We start from the raw sequence: 23,934 nt of genomic DNA on the forward strand, positions 1-23,934 counted from the left end.
CGGGGGGTGTACAGGGGGTGTACGCAGGGTGACAGGTGGTTTTGGGAGGAAGTTGGTCTAGCGAACCCGAATTTTCGTCCGGGCCGAACGCCCTTCGGCGTCGATCACCGAAAGGGTGTAAAACCCGGAATCCGGCAGGTTCAGAACGGTGCTACGCCCCCGTTGCGCCACAGCCAATGGAACGCCATTTGCCAGCCAAGTGAACGGCCCTTGGCCCCCTTGAACCTTTACCAACAGACCGGATGGCAGCAATTCGACCTCCGACCCTTCCGGCGGAAAAGCAACGGCAGGGTCATTCGATCTTGCGGCCAAACTGTCGGCGCGCGACTTGAACCGTTGCAGCGGCGGTGGCAATTCTGCGTTTGAGATCAATAGAGTAGAGGATGGTGCCGATGGTTGTGGGGTCAGGCGCCGCTTTAGCCGGGAAAAGGTCTGAAACAAGACCGGGGCCGCGACCTCTGCGCCAAAGGCCCCCGGAACGGGGGTTCCGTCGGGTCTGCCCAACCAGACGCCGATGACATGGTCACCATCATATCCAATAGCCCAGGCATCGCGATGGCCATAGCTGGTGCCAGTCTTATAGGCCAACCGGTTTTGCGGCGCGCCCGGCGGGGCTGCAAGTCCGGCCAGAACGTCACCAACCTGCCACGCGGCGACCGCGCTAAGCACCCTTTGCCCCTCATCCCTCTCTCCCCCAACGCGATAGGTTAGGGGAAGGGCGACACCACCTCTGGCAATGGTTGCATAAATTTGCACCATATCTTGCAGGTTTATGCCAACCCCACCAAGCCCGATGGCAAGGCCGGGTTGGTCACCGGGAACGATGGCACGAACCCCGGCCTTGTCGAGCGAGGCCAAAAGTTTTGCAGGACCGATGGCATCCAGAATCTGGACGACCGGCAAGTTGAGCGAAAGTTGCAGCGCCTCTCGCATCCGCACTGTTCCACGGAAAAGACGGTCAAAGTTCTGCGGCGCATAGGTTCCGAAAATCATCGGGCGATCGTCGATCAGGGTCTCTGGGTGGCCCAATCCCGCGTCGAAAGACAATCCGTAAATCAATGGCTTAAGTGTTGACCCCGGGCTTCTCAGCGCTTGGGTCATGTCGACAAAGCCCTGTCGGTGATCGGCCTGAAACGCCGCCGATCCGACACTGGCAAGGATCTCGCCAGACTTATGGTCTGCAACAACGATGGCCAACTGAACGCGCTCTCCCTGACCGGCGATCACGTCTTTGGATAGCTTTTCCAACGATGCCTGAAGTCCGGCGTCAAGTGTCAAAAGATGAACCCGCGACACCGGGTCTTCGGCCACGGACCGATCCGCAAGATGCGGTGCCAAGGCTGGAAAGTCGCGGCGAAGATGAGGAACAGGTTCGGTCAAAGCGGCCACGGCCTGATCTGCCTCAATGATGCCATCCCGAGTGGCCCGCGCCAGAACTCGCTCGCGCGCGGCTACCGCCCTGCCATGAGATCGGTCAGGACGACGGCTTTCCGGTGCTTGGGGAATGGCTACCAGAAGCGCTGCCTCGGCTGGCGTCAACCGCTTTGGTTCCTTTCCAAAATAGGCAAATGTTGCGGCGCGCACCCCCTCTAGGTTTCCGCCAAAGGGCGCAAGGTGCAGATAAAGCTCAAGGATCTGTTGCTTTGAAAGACGCCGTTCCAAGGCCCATGCGACCCGCATTTGCCGGAATTTACCGCTGAGGGCGCCGGTGCCGCTGTCTTCCAAAAGGCGGGCGACCTGCATCGTCAGGGTCGATCCGCCAGAAATGACTCGCCCGTTGACGGCCGCCTGTCTTACCGCCCTTGCCATGGCCCTAAGGTCGACCCCGCCATGCGTGAAGAACCGCTTGTCTTCATATGCGATCAGCATTTTCACATAGTCGCTGTCGACCTCTGACCGGGTGACAGACATGCGCCAACGCCCGTCGGATACGGTATAGGCACGCAACAACGTGCCCTCATGATCCTTGACTTCTACTGATGTTTCCAGCGCCAAAGGTGGCAGTTCAGTCTGGTCGACCCAGTCGGACCAACGATCATGCGAGCAGGCGGTCAGCCAAAGGCAAACCGCCACAGAAAATATGGAACCCGCAGCTTTCATTCCAAAATCGTCACATTCCCCGTTTCACTTCTGGCGCGGAACATGGGGCGATACATGTCTTCGACAGAAGCGGCGGGATGGTGGAACTTGCCTAGGGAAACTGCGCGAACAATGTAGCCGAGACGGAATGCGTTGCCGTTGTCGCGGTCGATGGCGGTCAGGAAGCGTTCTTGCCGGAATTCGCTATGAGCCACTTCGGACTCGAGCCCCAACCATTCTAGATTGGCAAGATTGCCCCCAGAGATGAGATTTGGATTGTCGATCTCAAATCCGGCGGGAAGCGGGTCATTGACCATCAACCGCGCCTCTCCAGAGGCAAATGGCGTGACTTCCAGAACAGTGACCAAGCGATCGCCAACGGACAGGCCGTCAAGAGAGGCCACCTCGCCGTCAAGCGTGTAATAGGTCCGCGTGATCGCGTAGCCATTTCCGCCGGCAATTTCTGGCTGCGAAGGAACGCCATAGGTTGTCAGCGTCAGTTGCGTGTCGGCGCCAGTATTCGTGATTGCGACGGGTGCAGTAGAATTGTCCAGCACGTGCACAAGTGGGCCCGATACGGGCTGACCGTCAATCAAAATGCCATCGGTTCCAGGTTTGTCGATCAAGGCATTTGTGGCCATCAGCGCCCAAGTCGCTTCTTGCGTGGAAAGGCCGTCGACCTCTCCGGAAATGCGACCGATCAGGGTTTCTCGGTTCACGACCTGCGTTCCTGACTCAATGGCCAGCGTCAGAAGAGCAGCCGAGTCACGGTAATGGGTTCCGTAATCTGCCCGCCAAAGCTGCTCGGTTTCTGTTTGCATCAAGGCATCCATCCGTGCGGCGGCCCTGCGGAACATTGCGTCAGCGCGAGATTGGTCGCCATAGCTGGCCAAAGCCGCACCCAGTTGTGCCTGTGCCAAGGCGGTGCGGAAATCGTCCCCTTTTACGTCGGCATAGTAGCGCAAGTCGCCAATCGCAGCGGCCCCTTCGCGGGCCAGAACCATAAGGGCGTAGGCCAAGGCTTGACCGCCGCCATTCGCGCTTTCATCAAACTCAGGCGCATAGTTCACTTGGTTACGTAGGTTGTCTAGCGCCTGACGGAAGGCGAGGTCAGGAACGGCATACCCTTGGGCGCGCGCGCGCGACAGGAAGTCGGTGACATAGGCATCCAGCCAAAGGTCGCCATTTTCAGGGCCCCAAAGGCCAAAGCCACCTTCGGCGCCTTGGTTGGTCAGGATTTCTGCCACTGCCTGTTCAATGCGAAGCGCAATGTTGTCTGCGCCCGGCAGATCCATCGCTTGGGCGACCTCATCGAAATAAAGAAGCGGCAGGGCTTTCGAAGTTATCTGTTCGGTACAGCCGTAGGGGTAGCGATCCAAAGATGCCAAAAGTCCCGGCGCATTGATCCGCGCAAGGGGACCGATGGCAATGGTGGCTTTCGCGGTCCCCGGCAAGAGGTCGGCGAAGGCGTTCTGGTCGAAGGTGAGTGTCTGCCCCTTCGCCAAGGTCATCCTGTTGGTCCGCGCGACTTCTGGGTCATTTGACTGAACAGGCAGCATCAAGGTCTTTTGCAAGACCTTTCCATCCGGTGTGGTCAGAGACACGTTGATCTTGTGAAGTCCCGCAGACTTGGCGGTGATAGGGACAGCGTAGACTGCTTTCGCCTGATCCCCCAATTCAAAGCCCGAAGGCATTTGGCCCAGCGTGGCTCCTTCGGCGGAGACGTCCAGTTCCATTCTGCCAGACGGACCAGTGGCATGAACGATTTCCAGCAACAGGCGGCTTTGGTCACCGGGCGACATGAACCGCGGTAGGCTTGCCGTGACGACAACGGGATCGCGGACCAAGACATCGGCACTCGCCTGTCCGACGCCAGTTTTGGACCAGACCACCGCCATGACTTTGACAGAGCCGTTGAACGAGGGAAGGTCAAAGGATGTGCGGGCATATCCGTCGCTGCCTACCGTTACCGGGCCGGTGAAATAAGCGACCAGTTCTTCTGTCGGCGGTGGTGCCTGCAATTTGGCCTGAGCGCCTGCATCGCCACCTGACCTGACCTGACCTTCGGCACCGTTCATTCCGTCGATCAGGCGACCATAAATGTCGCGGATCCCGACGCCTAATTTGCGCTGACCAAAGTAGTGCCCAGAAGGATCCGGGGGCGTGAATGCTGTCAGGTTCAGGATACCCTGATCCACTGCTGCGATTGTGGCATAGACGGTTTCCCCTGTAACCGCTCCCTCTACCTTTACAGCAATATCAAGCGGGCCTCGCGGGGCTGCTTCTGAAGCCACCATTACATTGGCGGAAAGTTTGTGTGTCCCCGGATCAATCGACGCATGAGCCAATCCAAGCGCACGAGACGGATTGCGCCCCGAAGCGATATCCATCGGGCGCAGAACGCTTGCAGTCACATAAACCCCGGCACCCCATTCATCTGTCACCGAAAGGGGGATGACATTTTCACCTTCCTGTACCTCGACCGCTTGCATCGCAATCAGTCGATTGGACAAAACAGTTACAAGGGCTGTTCCAGCGCTTTTCGGGACGATCCGAAGATTTGCAGTTTCGCCGGGTTTATAGGCTGCGGCATCAAGCGACAGCTCCAATGTGTCGGGTGTAGATGTCACATCTGCCGGCGCGTACCAACCGGCGTAGAAGGTCGTCGACGTCACCGCATAGGTGCCGTCAGAGCGTTCCACGCGAAGTTCATATTCGCCCCAGGTCACCGGCGCTGCGATTTCCAAAGGTTGGCCACCTAAAACGGCCTCACCTTCGGCGGTGATGCTACGCGAAGTCACAGGTTCCCAGTTCCAATTTCCGTAGGACTGGTACCACTGGTATTCCGTTTCGATGCGGCTGAGCACCCATTTGACAGGCATGGCTTCTGAATTGCCGTTTTCGCCGACCGAGATGAGGTTGAAGCGTGCCTCAGTGCCTTCGGCGACAACGTCGTCGAAAAGCGGCTTAATACCGATCATTGCAGAAGTTGGCACCAGTGACTTGGTAACCTGGCGCTCAACGGGACGGCCCGAGCCCTCGGCAACGCGGACAGTGAAGCGAGCTTCCAGAGGGTGCATCGGGTCATCGACTTGTGGTAGGATCGGAAAGAGCGTGGCCACGCCCGCTGAATCCGTGACATCGCCACCAAAGCTTTCCAGCCGCGCATCAAAGGGTTCATCATGCGGACCGAAGAAATAGCCTTCGTAACCGTCAATGGATTGTGCGGCCCGCAGAAGGACTTCGCCTTCAATTTGCAGATCAGCCCCCGGAGCACCAAAGAGATAACGCGCCTCGACCGAGAGTTCCGGCGCTGCTTGCAGATTTAACGGCTGGTCCCCCAGCGACAATGTGAAGTCGATACGCTCTGGCAAGAAGTCTTCGACCAAGAAAGTGCGCGAGGTCAGTGGCGCAGCTTCCAGATCTGCCAGAACCTCCAATCTCCAGACGCCACGCGGGGCTGATCCAGAGATCGGAAGTTGGAAGACATGCCCGCCGGCCCCGGCATCATCTGCCAGAATGCGCGAGTATTCGACGCCATCGGGGCGTTTCAATACCGCTGTCAACGGTAATCCGACGACGGCTTCGGCTCGGCTGTCACGGCTAAGTGCGGTCACATAAACTGTTTCACCTGCCCGGTACGCGCCTCGATCGGTGGTTAGGAAGACATCGACAGGCGGGGCCGGTTCACGACCTTCGACGCCGCGATCTGAAAGATCGAACTCAGGGTCCGTGAGGGAAAGAAATGCGATGTCCGATTCACCGTCTTTCGCAACGATCAAAGCCGGGGCTTGCCCGCCTGTTCCGCGCGTCAGACTTGCATCGAAACGGGCATATCCCTGCTCGTCTGTGGTTGTGGTTCCAAGGATTTCATTCGAAGTGGAAAGCAGTTCGACTGTCACACCAGACTTTGCAGCCGCGCTGCCCAAGCCACGCACAAACACATGAAGGCCATCGACGCCGGAAAGCGAGGTCAATCCAAGATCAGAGACGACGAACCACTGCCAGCCCGGGGCCACGTCATAAGGGTCTTCTCCGGGAACGGCAGCTTTCATGGCGTAGACACCTGCCGGGCGCCCGGCCAAGGCATCTGACAAGGGAAGCCGGGTCGTAACATCCTTGTTCACATCCAAGCCGACGGTGGCCTGTCCAGACCAGACTTCGGACCCGACTTCCCCGCTGAAATTGCCTTCCTGCCAATCGGCCATCGGTTGGCTGAAATAGCCGTTTTGAAAGGCGCGTAGCAAATTTCGGTCGGTCACACGATACAGGGTCAGATCAAGCTTTTCTGTGTTTGTCGTCACCACGGGAAGCGCAGCGGAATCGCCCTTGGGCAGCACATAAGACCGACCAGGGAACCGAACCATCGCCGCGCGGTCGCGAATATAGGATGTCAGCGCGACAGATTTTGCCAAAGTCTGCCCATCGGCCGCGGGAAGGCCTTCGCGGAAAGTAACGGTGTAGCGAGCCCCGTGAACCAGTCCTTCGACGCAAAGGTTTCTCCAGCCATCAGAAGTGACGGTCAGCCCGGGTTCGGGAAGCTGGACGAAAGTTTCGTAGTCGACGCCGGACTTGATCAGGTCTTCTGAAAAGGTGGCACAGATGCGCGGCCGGATACTGTCAGACTGGACCTGCTCCTCGACGATCCGAAAGCCGTATTTTCCGATGGCAGTATCAAGAAGGGCTTCGGTGTCGTCCCGGAATTGCAGCGTCTGTGCCAGCCGTAAAGCTTGGACAGTATCTCGGCCGCGGCTGATTTTTTCTAGCCCCTCACCCATTGTGACAAGGATAGTATGGCGCAGAGCTTTGTTGTCGGTTCTGAGATAGGCATTAATCGCGGCTTTGACTGACTGCTGCAGGTGGGCGCGAGCATTTCCCGGTTCTGCCGTTGCGGATGCAACGAGCAGCCGAGCGTATTCTGCCCAGTCTGACCCCGCATCGGTCAGATTGGTTGCGGCACCCATAAAGCGCATGGCTTGAATGGTATTTCCTGCGCGTTCCGCTTCGGCTGCGGCCGTCAGGTGGTCTTGCGCAGTAAAACCGTTTGAGGTGTGGGTCCGGCCAAGTTTTTGCGCCATATCGCGGGCGTCATCTATTTCGTAGTTCGAAATGAATTTCAGATCTGAACGGCCCGCTTTGGCCAAAGCTTCTGCTCCTGGCGCAGCAGCAATCACATAGGCAGAGACGGCATTCGGGTAAGGGCTGGACTCACCGGGGTCTTGCTTTGGAAAACAGCTATTATTCCGTGTGTTGAAGGTAAACGCCGTGCAGCGACTATTGGTCAGACATGCCTTTTCACAGGCGTCTAGCGTCGTATCAAAGAGCTGCGCCACATCCCCGCCTGGCAGATCTACACCCGGGACAACGTTTATGCGCTTTGGAGGAATGATCGGCGCGTCCTGGGCCACAGCGGTGCCGGTGAGAAAAATGCCAATCAAACTGGCTTGCAGAAAACGGCGCATCCCAAATCCTCCGGTCGTGAATGGCTTATGGTGGCACGGCCTTTGAGAGTCGCGCAAGCATTCCCAAGGTCAGGAATTCCTTTGTCATGTTAAGGTTGGATTCATTTTGTTTCTCATATGTTCCCATTTGAGCGCCACTCAGACGACCGTGCGTAGGGAATGCGGAACATGGAGTTGACCGAAAGACTGGCGAGAGAAAGGCGCGCTCGTTTGGCGGCAGAAAGGCTGCTTGAACATAAGCAACGTGAGCTTTTCGCGGCGAATGAAAAACTGGCCCTCCATGCCCGGGGGCTATCCGTTCAGGTCGTTGAGCAGCGGAGTGCTGCCCGAACCGCGCGGAACGAAGCAGATGAATTGAAAGGCCAGAACGCCCGTTTCGTTGGTGAGTTGGAGCGCGCCCACACCGCCGCAGTCATGGCAGAGCGGCGCCTATGGGATTCGATTGACACCATTCGTGATGGCTTTGCGGTGTTCGACTCTCGGCAGAATCTGGCTGCAGCCAACCGCGCCTACCTTCGCGTCTTTGACGGGATGAATGTTGGAATTGGGATACCCTATGTCGAAATCCTCAAGCTCTGCGCGTCCTCCGGTTTGGTTCGCCTTGGAGCCGAGGAGCCTGACCACTGGGTCGAGCGAATGCTGCGACGCTGGGACAATGATCCGATACCGGCTGAGGTTATTCAGTTCAGCAACGGCAATTATACGCGTCTCGTCGATCGCAGGGCGCGCGACGGCGACATGGTCACTCTCGCTTTGAATATTACCGAGCAAATGCGCATCTGGGCCGCACTAGAGGCAATCCCGGATGGGTTTGTGCTTTTCGACAGGGAGGATAAGCTTTTGATCTGCAACCAACGTTACCGTGACATTCATCCTGAAAGTTCGGACATCCTTCAGCCCGGGGTGACCTTTGAAGAAATCCTTCGCCATGGACTGATCCGCGGAAAATACGCGGATGCAGTCGGTCGCGAAGATGAATGGCTTGAAGAACGGATGGCAGCGCATCGCGCTCCGTCGTCTATCAGCGAACAAAGAATGGGGGATGGTCGGTGGCTTCGGGTTCTTGAACAGCCGACGCCGGATGGTGGTCGGGTGGGACTGCGTGTTGATATTTCAGGCTTAAAACAGCAGCAGGCAGAACTGGAGGCCGCCCGGCTTCAGGCGGAAGCGGCAAACCGCGCGAAATCCGCCTTTCTTGCGAACATGTCTCACGAAATTCGAACCCCAATGAATGGGGTTGTCGGTATGGCCGAATTGCTTTGCGATACGGCTTTGACCGAAGAACAGCGTCTCTTTGCTGAGACGATCAAGTCGTCGGGTGAGGCGTTGTTGGTCATCATCAACGACATTCTCGACTATTCGAAGATCGAGGCGGAGCGGCTGACGCTGCATCCAGAGCCATTCGATCTTGAGCGCATGATCCATGAAGTGACCATGCTTTTGCAGCCAAGGGCCCGGGCCAAGGGCATAGATCTTTTGATCGACTATGACATGTTCTTGCCGACCCGCTTTGTCGGGGACCCGGGTCGGGTCAGGCAGGTCCTAACGAATCTGTTGGGCAACGCCGTGAAATTTACCGAGGTCGGCCATGTTCTGGTTCGCGTGATCGGTCTTGATGAGGAAGACGGGAAGCAGGCCTTGCATGTGACGGTCGAAGATACCGGAATAGGTATTCCCCCCGATCACCTGGATCACATTTTCGGTGAGTTCAACCAAGTTGAAAGCCAGCAAAACCGCAAGTTTGAAGGGACGGGTCTTGGCCTCGCTATTACCCGGCGACTGATTGAGCGGATGGGTGGGTCCATTTGGGTCGACAGCGAACTGTCCAAAGGTTCCTGTTTCGGCTTCCGCGTGGCGCTTCCGGTATCGGAAAATACTGATCCGACCCGCGCACCGATTTCGGTTCGCAAAGCTCTTGTCGTCGATGATCAGTTTATCAATCGCACCATTCTGGAGCGCCAACTGACGCCACATGAAATTCAGGTAACTCTGTGCAGATCGGGTGCCGAGGCTTTGGAAATCTTAAGGAAAGACCCAGATTTTGACGTCATTCTTACAGATCACGAGATGCCAGAAATGGATGGGTTGGCCTTTGCACGCCTCGTGCGTGCCCAAGGGGTCGGCACGCCCATCGTCATGCTGTCGTCAAACCCGGTCGGTGCGCGAGAGCAGGGTGGCGATTGCGGCTTGTCTGGCATTCTGCAGAAGCCTGTGCTGCGGGCCGATCTCTATCGGCACTTGCAGGCACTTTCCGTGCCTGAAATTGAGAGATCTCCCGAGCAGCCCACACCTTCTCCAGGATTGCGGCGTATGCGTATTCTAGCGGCTGAAGATAACCGAACCAATCAGTTGGTTTTTGGCAAGATGGTTCGATCGCTGAATATCGACCTGACCTTTGCTGACAACGGGCGGGAGGCGGTTGAGAAGTATCAACAGATCAAACCAGATCTCATCTTCATGGATGTCTCCATGCCAGAAATGGATGGGCGAGAAGCGACGCAGGCAATTCGAAAAATGGAGGCCGGACACACTCGTGTTCCCATCGTTGCCTTGACAGCTCATGCGATGGACGGAGACGAGGCTGGCGTCCTCGCGTCTGGCATGGACCGCTATCTGACGAAACCCCTAAAGAAATCGGCGATTATCGCTGCGATGACAGAATTCTGCCCAGAAACTGCGAGCCCCATTGAAGATACTTGACCTTTCAGGCGGCGGCCTCGGCGGTCACAGGCCTTGAAAATACCAGTTTGTCTTCGCCCGATAGTTCAGAACGAAACCGATAACCCAGTTGTGAGAATGTCTGAAGGTCGGCGGGATTTGACAGTTCGTTGTCACAAATAAAGCGGGTCATCGAACCCCGTGCGCGTTTTGCCCAGAAGCTGACTGTCTTCAGGCCGCTTTCAGTTTCTTCCATAAACAAGGGCGTTACGACCCGCGGCTTCAGACATTTCCGATTTACGGCGGCGAAATATTCGACACTGGCGCAGTTCACGATCACTGTTGCCGACTTTTCCTGAGCCAATTGGTTGATCGACTTGGCAAGGCGGTCGCCCCAATAGGCGTATAAATCTGGCCCTTTTGGGTTTGCCAGACGGCTGCCCATTTCAAGACGGTAGGCTTGGATGGCATCCAACGGACGCAACAGCCCGTAAAGGCCTGACAAGATGCGCAAACGAGAAGTAGCCCAATGCAATGTTCTTGAAGACATCGTCCGCGCCTGAAGCCCGACATATGTATCGCCCGCAAAACAGTGAACTGCAGGGAATACAGTGCCCGCATTTGGAGTCGCTGAAAAAGCAGCAAAGCGGCCTTTGTTCAGGCGCGCCAAATTTTCGGAAATACCGCTTAGTCTTCGAAGTTCATCGACGGTTAACTTCCGCGCAATGCGAGCAAGCTTCAGCGCATCCTTGGCAAATTCGGGGTCGGTCAGAGTGAGGCCATCCGGCAAGGCGTAGGGGGTTTCATCCAGCTTTTTGGCAGGTGAAATCACAGTCAGCATCAGTTCTTCCTTCGTAGGCGGGCACGGACGGCAAGGGAAATGGTTTGGCTTAGCCAGAGGTCAAGACGTTCAAGAAGGCTGTTCCGAACCGTTCGATCTTGGCGGGCCCAAGATTGGCGACCCTGTCGAGGTCTGACAGCGTCGTGGGCCGACGTTCAGCTATACGTTTCAGGACGGTTGGAGAGAGAGACATTGGTTTTCCGGTTCCATCATCGCCTCGGTAAAGGCTTTGGGTGACTTCAGCCAACCGATCAAAAACATCGCCAGCTTGCTGACCGGCCAACTTCATGCGGACAGGATGCATCGGGTCAGCAACGCCGTTAATGACCGACAGGAACTCTAGCCCATAGATTTCCAGCTTCTTTGCGCCAACACCAGTTATTTGTGCCATGTCGTCCAAAGTTGACGGCTTGAGTTCCGCCATCTCGATAAGCGTGCGATCAGCAAAAACAACGTAGGCTGGCACAGTCGCCGCTTCGGCCAAGGCCCGTCTTTTGGCCTTCAACGCAGAGAGAAGTGGGGCGTCATCTTCTGAAACCAAGGTCTTGATCGCGACGGAGGAGGACGCGGCAGAAATTGTATCACGTCTGAGGGTGATTTCTTTCTCACCGCGCAAGATCGGGCGCGCAGCATCGGTCATGACAAGCGCTCCGAACTTCTCGGGGTCCGGACGCACCAGATCATGTCCCATCATCTGGCGAAAAACTGCCCCCCATGCAGCGACCGAAAGCTCTCTCCCGACACCGAAGGTGGGTAGATAATCGTGGCCGCGGTCTCTAATTTTTTGTGTGGGTCTTCCCACCAGAATGTCGATGAGATGTCCGGCGCCGTAGGACTCGCCTGTACGCAAAATGGCAGAAAGGGCCTTTCGCACGGCTTCTGTCGCGTTGAACAGAGTGGGTGGTGCATCGCACAGATCACAATTGCCGCACGCTTCGGATGTTTCGCCAAAGTAGCGAAGCAGGGTTTGGCGGCGGCATTTCGTTGCCTCGGCCAACCCGAGCAACCCGTTCAAACGTGAATGATCTGCGAATTTCCGGTCTGCAGGGGCCAGCCCTTCGTCAATCTGCATCCGGCGAAACCGGATGTCTTCCGGGCCATAAAGTGTCAGTGTTTCTGCAGGAGCACCGTCACGTCCTGATCGGCCAATCTCTTGGTAGTAGGCCTCTATGGATTTCGGCAGGTCAGAATGTGCGACCCAGCGGATGTCGGGCTTGTCGATCCCCATGCCGAAAGCAACTGTCGCAACAACGATCAGGCCGTCCTCGCGTTGAAATCGGGATTCAACTTCCCGACGATCATCGGCCTCCATTCCGCCATGATAATGGCAGGCTGGGTGTCCCGCCGCGCGCAGGGCTTGCGCGAGAACTTCGGTCCGCGCGCGGGCTGCGCAGTAAACAATTCCGGACTGGCCTTTGCGGGCCGCTGCAAAACGCAGGATTTGTTCCCGTGGCTTGTTCTTGACTTCGAACGCCAAGTGAATGTTTGGCCGATCAAAGCCACGCAAAAAGGTTTCAGGCGCCGTGCCATCGAAGAGGCGTGTTACGATTTCGGCGCGTGTCTCTTCATCAGCCGTAGCGGTAAAGGCCGCCAATGGCACTTGCAACTGCCGCCGCAACTCGCCAATCCGCAGATAGTCTGGCCTAAAGTCGTGCCCCCATTGGCTGACACAATGTGCTTCGTCTACCGCAATCAAATTGCATTTCGCGCGGCGTAAAAGTTGTGACGTGGCGCTGGAGGCCAACCGTTCGGGGGCCATGTAGAGGAGTTTCAATCGGCCGTCGTCGATTGCTTGAAATACCTCTTCCGTCTCGGCTTCGGTATTGCCAGAGGTCAGAGCGCCTGCCTCTACGCCAGCAGCCCGCAATGCGCGGACTTGGTCGCGCATCAGGGCGATCAATGGGGAAATGACCACAGTAACACCATCGCGACAGAGAGCCGGTAGTTGGAAGCAAAGCGATTTGCCGCCACCCGTAGGCATGATTGCAAGTGTGTTGCGTCCATCAAGAACCGATCTGACAATTTCTTCCTGACCGGGACGAAAGCCAGGGAAACCGAACACGCGGTGCAAAAGCTCAATCGGGTCAGTCATCAGTCTTCTGGCGTGACTTACATGCCGCCAGTCAGGATCAGCCGCTGGAGGAAGAAAATCGCGATAAGCACGATCAGAGGCGCAAGATCTATACCCCCGAGATTGGGGAGGAGCGACCGAATGCGGGAATAGAGAGGTTCGAGTAATCTGTTAATCCCGTACCAGATCTGAGCAACAAGCGGCTGTCGCAGGTTCAGGACCTGAAAGTTGATCAGCCAAGACATGATGATGTGAATCAGGATGATCCATTGGGCGATACGCAGAATCAAAAGCAGGGTATCAAGCAACGCGGTCATCGTGTTGTCTCTCTGACAATAGCTAGGGGTAGTGGTAGTGGTATCGTGACCCCCCAATAAGAGCAATGGTCTTCGTTTGGCTTTGTCCTGAAACCCAACAAAATCGAAAGTTTCCGTCGCGTTCACCTTGACCTTCACGTCAATCCGTTTCACGCCACCGTCGAACGGAGACATACTATGTACCCATATTTCCGCATGATGAAGGAATTGATCAAGTTTCGGAACGCACCGAAGCTTGGGTTCTTTGACACCCACATCAGTACGCATCGCATCTGGCCATGGGACTTGGACCCATGGATGGAGTTGAACAACGGTCGCACGTTGACACTCTACGACCTCGGCCGAATTCCGCTGGCCAGCCGCATGGGGTTTCGGAAGGTCATGTCCGAAAATCGTTGGGGAATGACGGTCGCCGGTAACACTTTGCGATATCGCCGCCGGGTCAAGGTCTTTGAAAAGGTCACGATGAAAACCCGGCTTATTGGGTGGGATCAGCGTTTTCTTTACATGGAACAGTCCATGTGGAGAGATGGAGACTGCACTTCGCACATGCTGATCCGTTCGGCATTGGTGCAGGCGTCACAGGGGCGTGCGGGCATTGTGCCTCCTGCAGAGTTGGCAAAGGCGTTTGGTCAGTCGGATGTTAGCCCTGCCTTGCCCGAATGGGTGCTCGCCTGGTCGGGCGCAGACGCGCAGCGTCCGTGGCCACCTCTGATGTAAATCTCGTCGCTTGCGCTGATTTTACTTTTCGGGCTTGATCGCGGCAAAGGTCGAAACCGGCCGCGATGGGGGGCGAAAATGGACAGCGCAAAGAAACGTATTTGGGGCTGGTATTTTTTTGACTGGGCCAGTCAGCCTTACAACACGCTTCTTTTGACCTTTATCTTCGGGCCATATGTCGTCTCTGTGGTTGGGGACGGGTCTGCAGCGCAATCCATCTGGGGCTATGGCATTGGTGCTGCTGGCATTCTGATTGCCATCTTGTCACCGTTATTGGGTGCTGTCGCTGACAAGGCTGGCGGGCGGATGGGTTTTATTTGGCTCTTTTCGATCATGTATGTGCTTGGGGCATGGATGCTTTGGTATTCGGCGCCGGCAAACTTCAACGTTTGGTCGGTGATGATCTGGTTCTGCATCGGCTTGATCGGCATGGAGTTCGCGACGACATTTACCAACGCCATCCTGCCGGATCTCGCCCCCAAGGAAGATCTGGGTCGAATCTCAGGTTCGGGTTGGGCCTTTGGCTATCTAGGGGGGATTGTTGCCCTTGTGATCATGCTTTTGCTGCTTGCCGAGGGCCAGAACGGCAAGACCTTGATTGGAATATCGCCCATCTTTGGGCTTGACCCGGAAACCCGCGAAGGCACGCGCGCCGTAGGGCCGCTGACGGCAATCTGGTATGCGGTTTTCATGATCCCTTATTTTCTTTGGGTACGGGAGCCGAAGAAAGCAGATGCGGTCAGTATCCAAGAAGCCATTCGCAGTGCTTGGCCCGAGCTAAAGTCGAGCTTGCGGCAGCTGCCGTCCCAGAAAAGCTTGTTCAACTATCTATTGTCTTCAATGTTCTACCGGGACGCATTGAACGGAATGTACACCTTCGGGGGTATTTATGCGGCTGGGGTCCTTGGTTGGCAAACCACGCAGGTGGGGATTTTCGGAATTCTCGCGGCTTTGACGGGCGCTATTTTTGCTTGGCTTGGTGGAAAGGCGGACAGTCGATTTGGCCCTAAGCCGGTGATCATTCTGAACGTGCTGGTGCTTACCGCTGTCGCAGTTGCCGTTGTCTTTGTCAGTCGTGACAGTGTCTTTGGCGTTTCCGTTGGCCCCGAGAGCAAACTGCCAGATATCGCGTTCTATGTTTTGGGTGCCCTGATCGGAGCGGGTGGCGGATCGCTTCAATCTTCCAGCCGGACGATGATGGTGCGTCAGGCAGAACCGGAAAAGATGACGGAAGCGTTTGGGCTTTATGCCCTGTCCGGCAAGGCAACCTCTTTCATCGCGCCATTGGCCATTGCGGTCGCCACAGATATAACGGGCAGTCAACAACTTGGCGTGACACCCCTTATTGGGCTCTTCCTGATTGGGTTGGTTTTGCTACTGTGGGTCAAACCTGATGGTGAACGGATTTCCTGATGTTTCGTATTCTTGCGATTGCTGCGCTTCTTTCCCTGCCAGCCACGGCATATGCAGAAAAGTTGGCCAACAAGCTTTTGGGCGCAAAAGAAGTAGCGAGCCAGCAGGCGCCGATGCCAATCGGTTCATATGCAAAGGGCTGTGGCGCGGGTTTGGTTGAACTGCCGGAAACCGGGCCCAGTTGGCAGGCCATGCGGTTGTCGCGAAACCGCAATTGGGGTCATCCTGAAATGATAAATTTCTTGGTAGACCTGTCGCAGACTGCACAGCGGCTTGGATGGGCCGGCCTTTATGTCGGGGATATCAGCCAACCTCGCGGCGGGCCAATGACCAGTGGGCATGCAAGCCATCAGATTGGCTTGGACGCCGATATCTGGCAATTGCCGCCAAAGAGGGTCAATCTTAGCCGCGCGGAGCGCGAAAAGCTCAGCTCCATCCCCGTCCGGTCTGCTGACCAGAAATCCGTGACGAGGAACTGGACGCGCACGCACCATGAATTGATGAAGGCAGCCGCGCTTGATCCGCGCGTGGATCGCATCTTTGTAGCGGCGGCTGTCAAAATCGAGATGTGCAAGACGGCGAAGTCTTCGGATAAGAAATGGCTTCAGAAAATTCGCCCGATCCAAGGACACGACAGCCATTTCCACGTTCGTCTCAAATGCCCTGCCGGGGCGCGCCTGTGTCAAACGCAAAAGCCTTCGGTGAATGAGTTGTCGAAAGGCGGGGACGGATGCGATGACACGCTGATGTGGTGGGTGACAGATTACCTGAACCCGCCAAAGCCAACTAAAAAACCGAAAGAGCCAGCAAAGCGTACACGCCATCCGCGCGAGTACACGATGGCGGATCTGCCCAAGCAATGCCTAGATGTTCTCGCCTCGCCCTGACTCTGGGCGCATTTCTTGGCCTCGCATTGCAAGGAAGCGCGGGTGTCACGCCCCCGGCCAGCTTGGTCGGGGCATTTCGTTGGCATGTTGACGATGATCTTTTCGGTGGGTTTTCTGCCCTGGAAATCTCGGCAAAAGGCGACAGTTTCACAGCGCTGACGGATAAAGGCAGCTATGTCACGGGTCAGATCTTCCGCGATGTCGATGGTCGGATCACCGCTGTAAAGAACGGTACGATGTGGCGGCTGAAGTCGAACGTGAACGAGCCGCTGAAACTGGATCGCAACGATAGTGAGGGGCTGGCAATCGCGCCTGATGGAACGGCCTATGTGTCGTTTGAGGGGATTGCGCGTGTCTTGCGATATGACCGCATTGATGGATTGGCTGAAAATCTTCCCCGGCCAAAGAGCTTTGATCGGTTCCCGAGGAATGCATCGCTTGAAGCCTTGGCGGTAGATCAAAAAGGCGCACTTTACACGTTTCCGGAAGAATTGACCGGATCAAAGCGCGTGCGCCTTTTTACAGGTCAACCTGGGAATCCCAATGGGCCGGATTTCCCCGTTTGGAGATACTCTGGCGGGCAATGGTCGCAGCCCTTTGTTTTGCCGAGACTTGGGAATTACTTACCTGTGGGCGCTGATTTTGGGCCGGACGGGAGGCTTTACGTCCTTGAACGTCAGTTCAGAGGCATCGCTGGATTTGGAAATCGTGTACGGTCATTCGTGGTCGGTCGCAGGGTGCTTTCCGATGAGCGCACTGAGATGGAAAGCCCGATTGGAATGCACGATAACCTTGAGGGTTTGTCGGTCTGGCGAGATGCGAAAGGGCGAATTCGTCTGACGATGATCTCCGATAATAACTTTCTCCCGATTCAGCGTACCGAGATCGTCGAATATCGCGTGGCGGATTGACAGACTGCAAACACGGCATTAGTGCAGCGCGTCCCCAACAGGGGGGCAAGTCTCCGCGACCTTGCATAAAAAACGGATCAGATCATGCAAAAACTACTGCCCGGCATTCTTGCCATGGCCGCGACCGTCGTGGCCTCAAACATACTAGTGCAATACCTCTTTGGCCAATGGCTCACTTGGGGGGCATTGACTTATCCGATCGCCTTTCTTGTGACGGACCTGACGAACCGCATCTATGGCGCAAAGGCAGCCCGGACTGTGGTCTTCGCTGGCTTTGTCACGGGTGTCTTCTGCTCGTTGATTGGGACGCAGATCATGCTTCAAGGCGATGGCTACACCTATCCGGCGGTGACGCTGCGGATCGCGATCGGATCGGGTCTCGCATTTCTTACGGCCCAAATGCTTGACGTTGCGGTCTTCAACCGTTTCCGTGAAGGCAACTGGTGGCGCGCGCCATTGGTCTCAACCCTCATTGGATCCAGCGTCGACACGGTTATCTTCTTTACCATCGCATTCTCGGCAGCCTTGACCAGTCTTGAGCCCTCGAATGACGTCTCTTGGGCCGGTGAAGTTTTGCCTTTGTTGGGCATAGGCCCCGAGGCCCCGCTTTGGGTTTCGTTGGCCGTTGCTGACTGGGGCGTAAAACTGTTGCTCGCTTTGTTGGCACTTGTGCCGTTCCGGCTGATTGTCGGAAAAGTTACAGCAAAGGTTGCGTAAAAAGATTTGACAGACACAAAATCTGTGTCACGCTCATCTTATCGGCAATCTTTTGAAAGGAGGTGATCCAGTGTCTAGAGTGATATTGGAGAGAGGTGTCGGGACAGTCGGGAGGCGTGTTTTCTAGGGGCAGCCCTCTAGCCAAACAAACCGCTTGATTGGGCCTTTATCCTAACTGGCCCATCTCCTTGGAACTCGGAAAGGGTTGCCGTACCACGGCGACCCTTTCTCTATTTTCGGCGTCTGTCGAATGTATTTTCGAAGCCCTTTCCCGTGCGCGCGGCTTGGCGTAACGTCCGCCGCATGCTTCGGATCAATGACGCCATTACCATTGCCGACTGGGAACTGGTCGAAACCTTTTCGCGCTCGCAAGGGCCGGGTGGGCAGAACGTCAACAAGGTTGAAACTGCTGTCGAACTGCGGTTCGAAGCTGAACGCTCTCCACATCTGTCAGATCCAGTCAAAACGCGCTTGAAGCGTCTTGCTGGGCGGCGATGGACAAATGATGGCGCGATTGTCATCCGCGCCGAAGAAACCCGCAGCCAAGCTAGAAATCGGGAACTTGCCAGAGAGCGTCTGGTCGAGATGATCCGACAAGCTCTTGTCGCACCTAAAAGGCGGATCGCGACGAAACCTACTTACGGAAGTCAGTTGCGGCGGTTGAAGGCAAAGACGGTGCGATCTGAGGTGAAATCAGCGCGTGGCAAAGTGGATCCCGAAGAATGATTGAAGACCTGAACGAACGCCGTGCCCGTCTGATGGGGCCAAACGTGCCAACCTTCTACCGCAAGCCTGTTCATATTGTGCGCGGTGAAGGCGTGTGGCTGTGGGATGCAGATGGCAAACGCTATCTCGACTGCTACAATAACGTGGCCCATGTAGGCCATTGCCATCCCAAGGTGGTTGAGGCGATCTGTAAACAAGCCGCCACCCTGAACACCCATACGCGCTATCACCATGAGTTGGTCCTGAACTACATTGAAGAGCTGACGTCAACGCTTGGACACGGCATTTCTCAGGCGATCATGGTGTGCACTGGGTCTGAAGCGAATGATCTGGCGTTGCGAATGGCGCAGGCAAAGACGGGAAAGACCGGCATTATCGCCACGGATAACACCTACCACGGAAATACAGCAGCAGTCAGTCAACTTTCCACGCGTCGCCCCCCGATCGGAGGGCGTGCGCCGAATGTACGTTTGGTGCCGGCCCCTGAAACAACGAGGCCCTTGGGTGGGTCGCTGCAGGCGCAAGCCCAGGCTTTCGCGCAGAATGTCGCCAAGGCAATTCAAGAGCTTGAAGACGCTGGTTACGGTTTCTCGGGCCTGATGATTTGCCCGGTGTTTGCAAATGAAGGACTCCTTGCGCCCGTTCGTGGTTTTCTGGATGCAACTGTCGAGGTCGTTCGCCGGGCCGGTGGCTTGATCCTATGTGATGAAGTTCAGCCGGGATTTGGACGTGTTGGATCGCATTTTTGGGGCCACGATGCCTTGGGATTTGCCCCTGATGTGGTGACGATTGGAAAGCCAATGGCCAACGGACACCCCGTTGCGGCCTGCCTTGCAAGGCCGGACATAATGTCAGCCTTTCGCGATCTCTTTGGCTACTTCAATACGTTCGGTGGCAACCCAGTCTCTGCAGCGGCATGTCTGGCCACCCTTCATGTCATCAAGGAGGAAGGGCTGCAGGAGGCTGCGGCGGATACTTCGTCATATCTTCTTGAACGTCTCAATGCGCTTGCACATCCGAACATCACCAATGCACGGGCAGCCGGGATGTTCTTTGGACTAGAGTTCGACGGTGAGAGGGCCGAGGAACTTGTCGCGGATCTTGTCGAAGATATGGTCGATCGTGGCTTTCTCCTCAATCGAATTGGACGCGGCGGGCGCACGCTGAAGATGCGGCCCCCGATGCCATTTGGCAAAGAACACGCGGATCTGTTGGCGGACGCGCTTGAAGCCGCATTGGCGATCCGATGACAGAAGCAGAAGAAGCCGCAAAACTGTGGCAAGGCAGGATCATTCGGTCACTTCGACTCCGCGAGAACGAAGTTTATGAGGCGGAAATTTCCGGAAAGCGGGTTGCTCTTCGGTTGCACAGGATGGGTTACCAATCGGCTTCAGCAATCCGGTCAGAATTGTGGTGGTGCGACCAGCTAGGGTCGCGCAGTCTACCTGTGGCGACTCCCATTGCGGCCAAAGACGGTAATCTTCTCGCTACGCTATCCACTGGGCGATACGCTTCAGTCGTCAGTTGGGTGGAAGGCGAACCTTTCGGCGAGGCTGGCGTTCCTCATCCGCTTACAAGCGAGATTCAGATCGCGCGGCATCATGCATTGGGTGAATTGTTGGCCAGAATTCATATCGCGACCGATGAACTGACCTTACCCGATTGGTTTGACAGACCTGCGTGGGACCATGACGGATTGGTTGGCAATGCGCCACTTTGGGGGCGCTTCTGGGAGCATCCACTGGCAGACGCAAACCAGAAATCATTGCTCCTCGCCGCACGGGACTGGTTGTCGGTGCGGCTTCGCAAATGCCAATCTCCTGTCGGTCTTATTCATGCCGATGTCCTGCGGGAGAATGTTTTTGTGAATGAGGGTTCACTATCGTTGATCGACTTTGATGATAGCGGTTTTGGCTACAGATGGTTTGATTTGGGAACGGTGCTCTCCCAAGACCTGTACGAACCGCAGTTTCCAGCGCTGCGAAATGCACTTATTGACGGCTACCGTTCGTTGCTTCCGGTGAACGGAGATGATGTGGATGCCTTTACTCTGGCCCGTACGCTCGCCTCAGTTGGTTGGGCAAGCAGCCGTCTTGCAATGGACCACCCTGTGCAACGCAGTCACTTGGACCGCGCTCTGATGATGGCGCACAGGCTTATTTCCAATGCTGGAATCGGTTGATGAAAGGATTGTGAACAGATAGTCAGCGCATGTAACTCGGAAATGACACCTCTGTGACAGGCGCGCGACATGACTGATCAAACCGGAGCTCCCAAGAACCAGTGGAAGACACTCGACAAGGATCTTGGGCGCATTGTGCAGCTTGAGCAGGCTCTGACCTATGTAAACCGGCCAAAAATTGCGATTTCCGTCAGTGTCGTCTTCGTTCTGATCTGTGCGGCGGCAGCTGTGCTTTTTGCCGGGGGGTCCAGTTCGACGATGATCATCGTCGTAGCGGCAGCCTTCGGGGCTTACATGGCGCTGAATATCGGCGCGAACGACGTCGCAAACAATATGGGGCCAGCGGTCGGCGCGAATGCGCTTACGATGGGCGGTGCCTTGGTTATTGCGGCAGTATTCGAGACGCTTGGAGCGCTTATCGCGGGTGGCGATGTTGTGTCTACGATTTCCGGCGGGATTGTCGCTCCGGAAGCTGTTGACGACCCTGCCATCTTTGTTTGGGCAATGATGGCGGCCTTGATTGCTGCCTCACTTTGGCTGAACCTCGCCACTTGGCTAGGTGCGCCGGTATCAACGACCCACTCCATCGTGGGCGGCGTCATGGGGGCCGGGATTGCGGCTGCCGGTTTCTCGGCGGTGGCTTGGCCCAAAATGGGCCAGATCGCAGCAAGCTGGGTGATTTCACCAGTGCTTGGCGGATTGATCGCTGCTCTTTTCCTGGCCTTCATCAAGGCATTTATCAACGATGTTCCAAATAAGATTGAAGCCGCCCGCCGGTGGGTTCCTGTCTTGATTGGCCTGATGGCTGGTGCGTTTGCGTCGTACCTTGCTGTCAAGGGGTTGAAGAAAATCGTCGACGTTAGTCTTGGCCAAGCCCTTTTGATCGGGCTGGTCTTGGGTGGGCTGACAATCCTTGTATCTCGTCCTCTGATCGTTCGTCAGTCCGCCGGGCTGGAAAACCGCAAGAAGTCTTTGAAGAAATTGTTCGGTTTGCCACTGGTTGTATCTGCGGCGCTGCTGTCGTTTGCGCATGGGGCAAACGATGTTGCGAATGCGGTTGGTCCCTTGGCAGCTATCGTTCACGCTGTGCAGGATAATGCGACCGAAGCGAAGGTCTCGATCCCACTTTGGGTCATGGTGATTGGGGCCGCAGGGATCTCATTTGGCTTGGTGCTATTTGGGCCGAAGCTGATCCGTATGGTTGGGTCTGAGATCACCAAGCTTAATCCGATGCGTGCCTACTGTGTTGCCTTGTCGGCTGCGATTACGGTCATCGTCGCCTCTTGGCTTGGGCTTCCTGTCAGTTCGACACATATCGCAGTCGGTGGCGTGTTTGGGGTCGGGTTCTATCGCGAATGGCACGCCGAGCGCCGCACGCGCAGGCTGGGGCTAGAGAAAGGCAAAGCCGTTGCACCTGACGAGCGCCGCCGCCGCAAGCTTGTTCGCCGTTCACACTTCCTTACGATCGCGGCGGCCTGGGTTATTACGGTTCCGCTGACCGCGCTGCTGGCTGCAATCGTCTTCCTGTTTCTGCGCGCGATTGCCTAAACGACAACGTCCATAGCGTCTTGCTGGCCGACGCCGAACACACGTTTATAGCGTTCAATTTCGTCCGCGGGGCCCATTGCCTTGTTGGGGTTGTCCGAGAGCTTGACTGTCGGGCGACCGTCGGCACTGACTGCTTTGCAGACGAGACTGAACGGCGCGAGTCCATCGTTTGGCGCAAGACCACGGAAATCGTTGGTCAACATGGTGCCCCAACCGAAGGAAACCTTTACCCGGCCGACGAATTGCCGATGAAGCTCTTCAATCTTTTCAACGTCCAACCCGTCAGAAAAGATCACAAGCTTTTTGGTTGGGTCTTCGCCGCGGTCTTTCCACCATTTGATCGCCGTCTCTGCCCCCGTGGCAGGGTCGCCCGAGTCAATCCTTATGCCAGTCCAACTGGCGAGCCAATCTGGTGCCCGGCTTAGAAACCCTGCTGTCCCGTAAGTGTCAGGTAAGATGATACGCAGGTTGCCGTCATGCTCTTCATGCCAATCTGCAAGAACTTGGTAAGGGGCTTGGGCAAGGGCTTCGTCCGTTTCGGCAAGCGCCGAATAGACCATGGGCAGTTCGTGTGCGTTGGTTCCAATCGCCTCCACTTCCCGACGCATCGCGATCAGGCAGTTCGACGTTCCGATGAATTTTCCCTCAAGGCCTTCCAGCAGTGCCTGAACAGCCCAATCCTGCCAGAGGAAGGAATGGCGACGGCGCGTTCCGAAATCGGCAAGTTTCAAACCGTCGATCTGGCGAAGGCGTTCGACCTTTTCCCAAAGCTTGGTCATGGCTCTGGCATAAAGAACCTGTATCTCAAAACGGCCCATCTCTTTCAGGACCGCGCGTGACCGCAATTCCATCAGCACCGAAAGGGCGGGAATCTCCCACAACATGACCTCTGGCCATTTGCCTTCAAAGGTCAGTTCGTATTGGCCGTTGTGCTTTTCCAGATGGTAGGGCGGAAGCTGTAACTTCTCGAACCACTCCATGAAATCCGAACGGAACATCTGGCGTTTGCCGTAGAAGGTGTTGCCGCGCAGCCAAGTGCTTTCGCCGCGGGAAAGACGCAGGCTTCGGATGTGGTCCAGCTGTTCGCGCAGTTCTCCTTCATCGATCAGGTCAGCAAGCCGGACATGCTTTGATCGGTTGATCAGGCTGAAGGTGACCGACGTTTCCGGCTTATTGCGGAAGATCGACTGGCACATCAGCAGCTTATAAAAGTCCGTGTCGATCAAGGAACGGACGATCGGATCAATCTTCCATTTGTGATTGTGCACTCGTGTAGCGATGTCGACCATTTCGGACTCCCCCGGACGCCCTTTCGTGCCCTAAACCACCAGCCTTGCGCAAGGGGCAGCGAGTCTCGGGGGATTGTCCGAATATTTCACCATCAAAGCAGGGCAATAGGCTT

General features: G+C 56.2%; 16 protein-coding genes. 10 read left to right on the top strand and 6 right to left on the bottom strand.

Annotation, left to right across the window (positions count from 1 at the left end):
* Positions 1-57 precede the first annotated feature (57 nt).
* Together pbpC and ACSBLW_RS14830 are read right to left on the bottom strand one after the other, a co-directional pair.
* The gene (pbpC, locus tag ACSBLW_RS14825; RefSeq protein ID WP_435257375.1) at positions 58-2,100 is read right to left on the bottom strand and encodes a penicillin-binding protein 1C; all 2,043 of its coding nucleotides are present in this window, start codon (positions 2,098-2,100) and stop codon (positions 58-60) included.
* Positions 2,097-7,541 (bottom strand): alpha-2-macroglobulin family protein, encoded by a 5,445-nt coding sequence (locus ACSBLW_RS14830; protein ID WP_435257376.1) that lies wholly within the window; start codon positions 7,539-7,541, stop codon positions 2,097-2,099. Before ACSBLW_RS14830 ends, pbpC begins: the two co-directional genes overlap by 4 nt.
* 168 nt (positions 7,542-7,709) lie before the next feature.
* On the opposite strand from ACSBLW_RS14830, the gene ACSBLW_RS14835 reads away from it, so the two are divergent.
* Complete coding sequence (locus tag ACSBLW_RS14835; protein ID WP_435257377.1) at positions 7,710-10,241, top strand: response regulator; 2,532 nt, start codon at positions 7,710-7,712, stop codon at positions 10,239-10,241.
* A 4-nt stretch (positions 10,242-10,245) separates the two neighbouring features.
* Here ACSBLW_RS14835 and yaaA read toward each other — a convergent pair whose 3' ends face one another.
* Genes yaaA through ACSBLW_RS14850 form a run of 3 tightly spaced genes read right to left on the bottom strand, consistent with a single transcriptional unit; the run spans position 10,246 to position 13,428 of the window.
* On the bottom strand, positions 10,246-11,040 hold the full coding sequence (yaaA, locus tag ACSBLW_RS14840; RefSeq protein ID WP_435257378.1) for a peroxide stress protein YaaA: 795 nt from the start codon (positions 11,038-11,040) through the stop codon (positions 10,246-10,248).
* Between the two features lie 49 nt (positions 11,041-11,089).
* Entirely contained in the window at positions 11,090-13,132 is a 2,043-nt protein-coding gene (gene recQ, locus ACSBLW_RS14845; protein WP_435257379.1) for a DNA helicase RecQ, read from the bottom strand.
* Between the two features lie 17 nt (positions 13,133-13,149).
* Positions 13,150-13,428 carry a YggT family protein gene (locus tag ACSBLW_RS14850; RefSeq protein ID WP_435257380.1) on the bottom strand — a complete coding sequence of 93 codons (279 nt, stop codon included), beginning with the start codon at positions 13,426-13,428 and terminating at the stop codon, positions 13,150-13,152.
* A 177-nt stretch (positions 13,429-13,605) separates the two neighbouring features.
* On the opposite strand from ACSBLW_RS14850, the gene ACSBLW_RS14855 reads away from it, so the two are divergent.
* From ACSBLW_RS14855 to ACSBLW_RS14895, 9 genes are all read left to right on the top strand, one after another.
* Positions 13,606-14,148, top strand: coding sequence for an acyl-CoA thioesterase (locus ACSBLW_RS14855; RefSeq protein ID WP_435257381.1), 543 nt, complete (start codon positions 13,606-13,608; stop codon positions 14,146-14,148).
* An 18-nt stretch (positions 14,149-14,166) separates the two neighbouring features.
* Positions 14,167-15,561 carry an MFS transporter gene (locus ACSBLW_RS14860; protein WP_435260127.1) on the top strand — a complete coding sequence of 465 codons (1,395 nt, stop codon included), beginning with the start codon at positions 14,167-14,169 and terminating at the stop codon, positions 15,559-15,561.
* Entirely contained in the window at positions 15,561-16,448 is an 888-nt protein-coding gene (mepA, locus tag ACSBLW_RS14865) for a penicillin-insensitive murein endopeptidase (protein ID WP_435257382.1), read from the top strand. The genes ACSBLW_RS14860 and mepA overlap by 1 nt, the downstream gene beginning before the upstream one ends.
* Positions 16,449-16,510: 62 nt before the next feature.
* Positions 16,511-17,359 carry an esterase-like activity of phytase family protein gene (locus ACSBLW_RS14870; RefSeq protein WP_435257383.1) on the top strand — a complete coding sequence of 283 codons (849 nt, stop codon included), beginning with the start codon at positions 16,511-16,513 and terminating at the stop codon, positions 17,357-17,359.
* An 84-nt stretch (positions 17,360-17,443) separates the two neighbouring features.
* Positions 17,444-18,076: a queuosine precursor transporter gene (locus tag ACSBLW_RS14875; RefSeq protein WP_435257384.1), complete on the top strand. Its 633-nt coding sequence runs from the start codon at positions 17,444-17,446 to the stop codon at positions 18,074-18,076.
* Between the two features lie 303 nt (positions 18,077-18,379).
* Positions 18,380-18,802, top strand: a complete 423-nt coding sequence (arfB, locus tag ACSBLW_RS14880) for an alternative ribosome rescue aminoacyl-tRNA hydrolase ArfB (RefSeq protein ID WP_435257385.1) — start codon at positions 18,380-18,382, stop codon at positions 18,800-18,802.
* Positions 18,799-20,052, top strand: coding sequence for an aspartate aminotransferase family protein (locus tag ACSBLW_RS14885; protein ID WP_435257386.1), 1,254 nt, complete (start codon positions 18,799-18,801; stop codon positions 20,050-20,052). Before arfB ends, ACSBLW_RS14885 begins: the two co-directional genes overlap by 4 nt.
* Positions 20,049-20,984 carry a phosphotransferase enzyme family protein gene (locus tag ACSBLW_RS14890; RefSeq protein ID WP_435257387.1) on the top strand — a complete coding sequence of 312 codons (936 nt, stop codon included), beginning with the start codon at positions 20,049-20,051 and terminating at the stop codon, positions 20,982-20,984. Before ACSBLW_RS14885 ends, ACSBLW_RS14890 begins: the two co-directional genes overlap by 4 nt.
* Before the next feature lie 69 nt (positions 20,985-21,053).
* Positions 21,054-22,532 carry an inorganic phosphate transporter gene (locus ACSBLW_RS14895; protein ID WP_435257388.1) on the top strand — a complete coding sequence of 493 codons (1,479 nt, stop codon included), beginning with the start codon at positions 21,054-21,056 and terminating at the stop codon, positions 22,530-22,532.
* Here the strand turns inward: ACSBLW_RS14895 and pncB are convergent.
* On the bottom strand, positions 22,529-23,821 hold the full coding sequence (gene pncB / locus ACSBLW_RS14900; protein WP_435257389.1) for a nicotinate phosphoribosyltransferase: 1,293 nt from the start codon (positions 23,819-23,821) through the stop codon (positions 22,529-22,531). The two genes, ACSBLW_RS14895 and pncB, sit on opposite strands and share 4 nt — an antisense overlap.
* Positions 23,822-23,934 lie beyond the last annotated feature (113 nt).

Origin of the sequence: Thioclava sp. FR2 (assembly GCF_051200875.1) — a bacterium.
Taxonomy (GTDB): Bacteria; Pseudomonadota; Alphaproteobacteria; order Rhodobacterales; family Rhodobacteraceae; genus Pseudotabrizicola.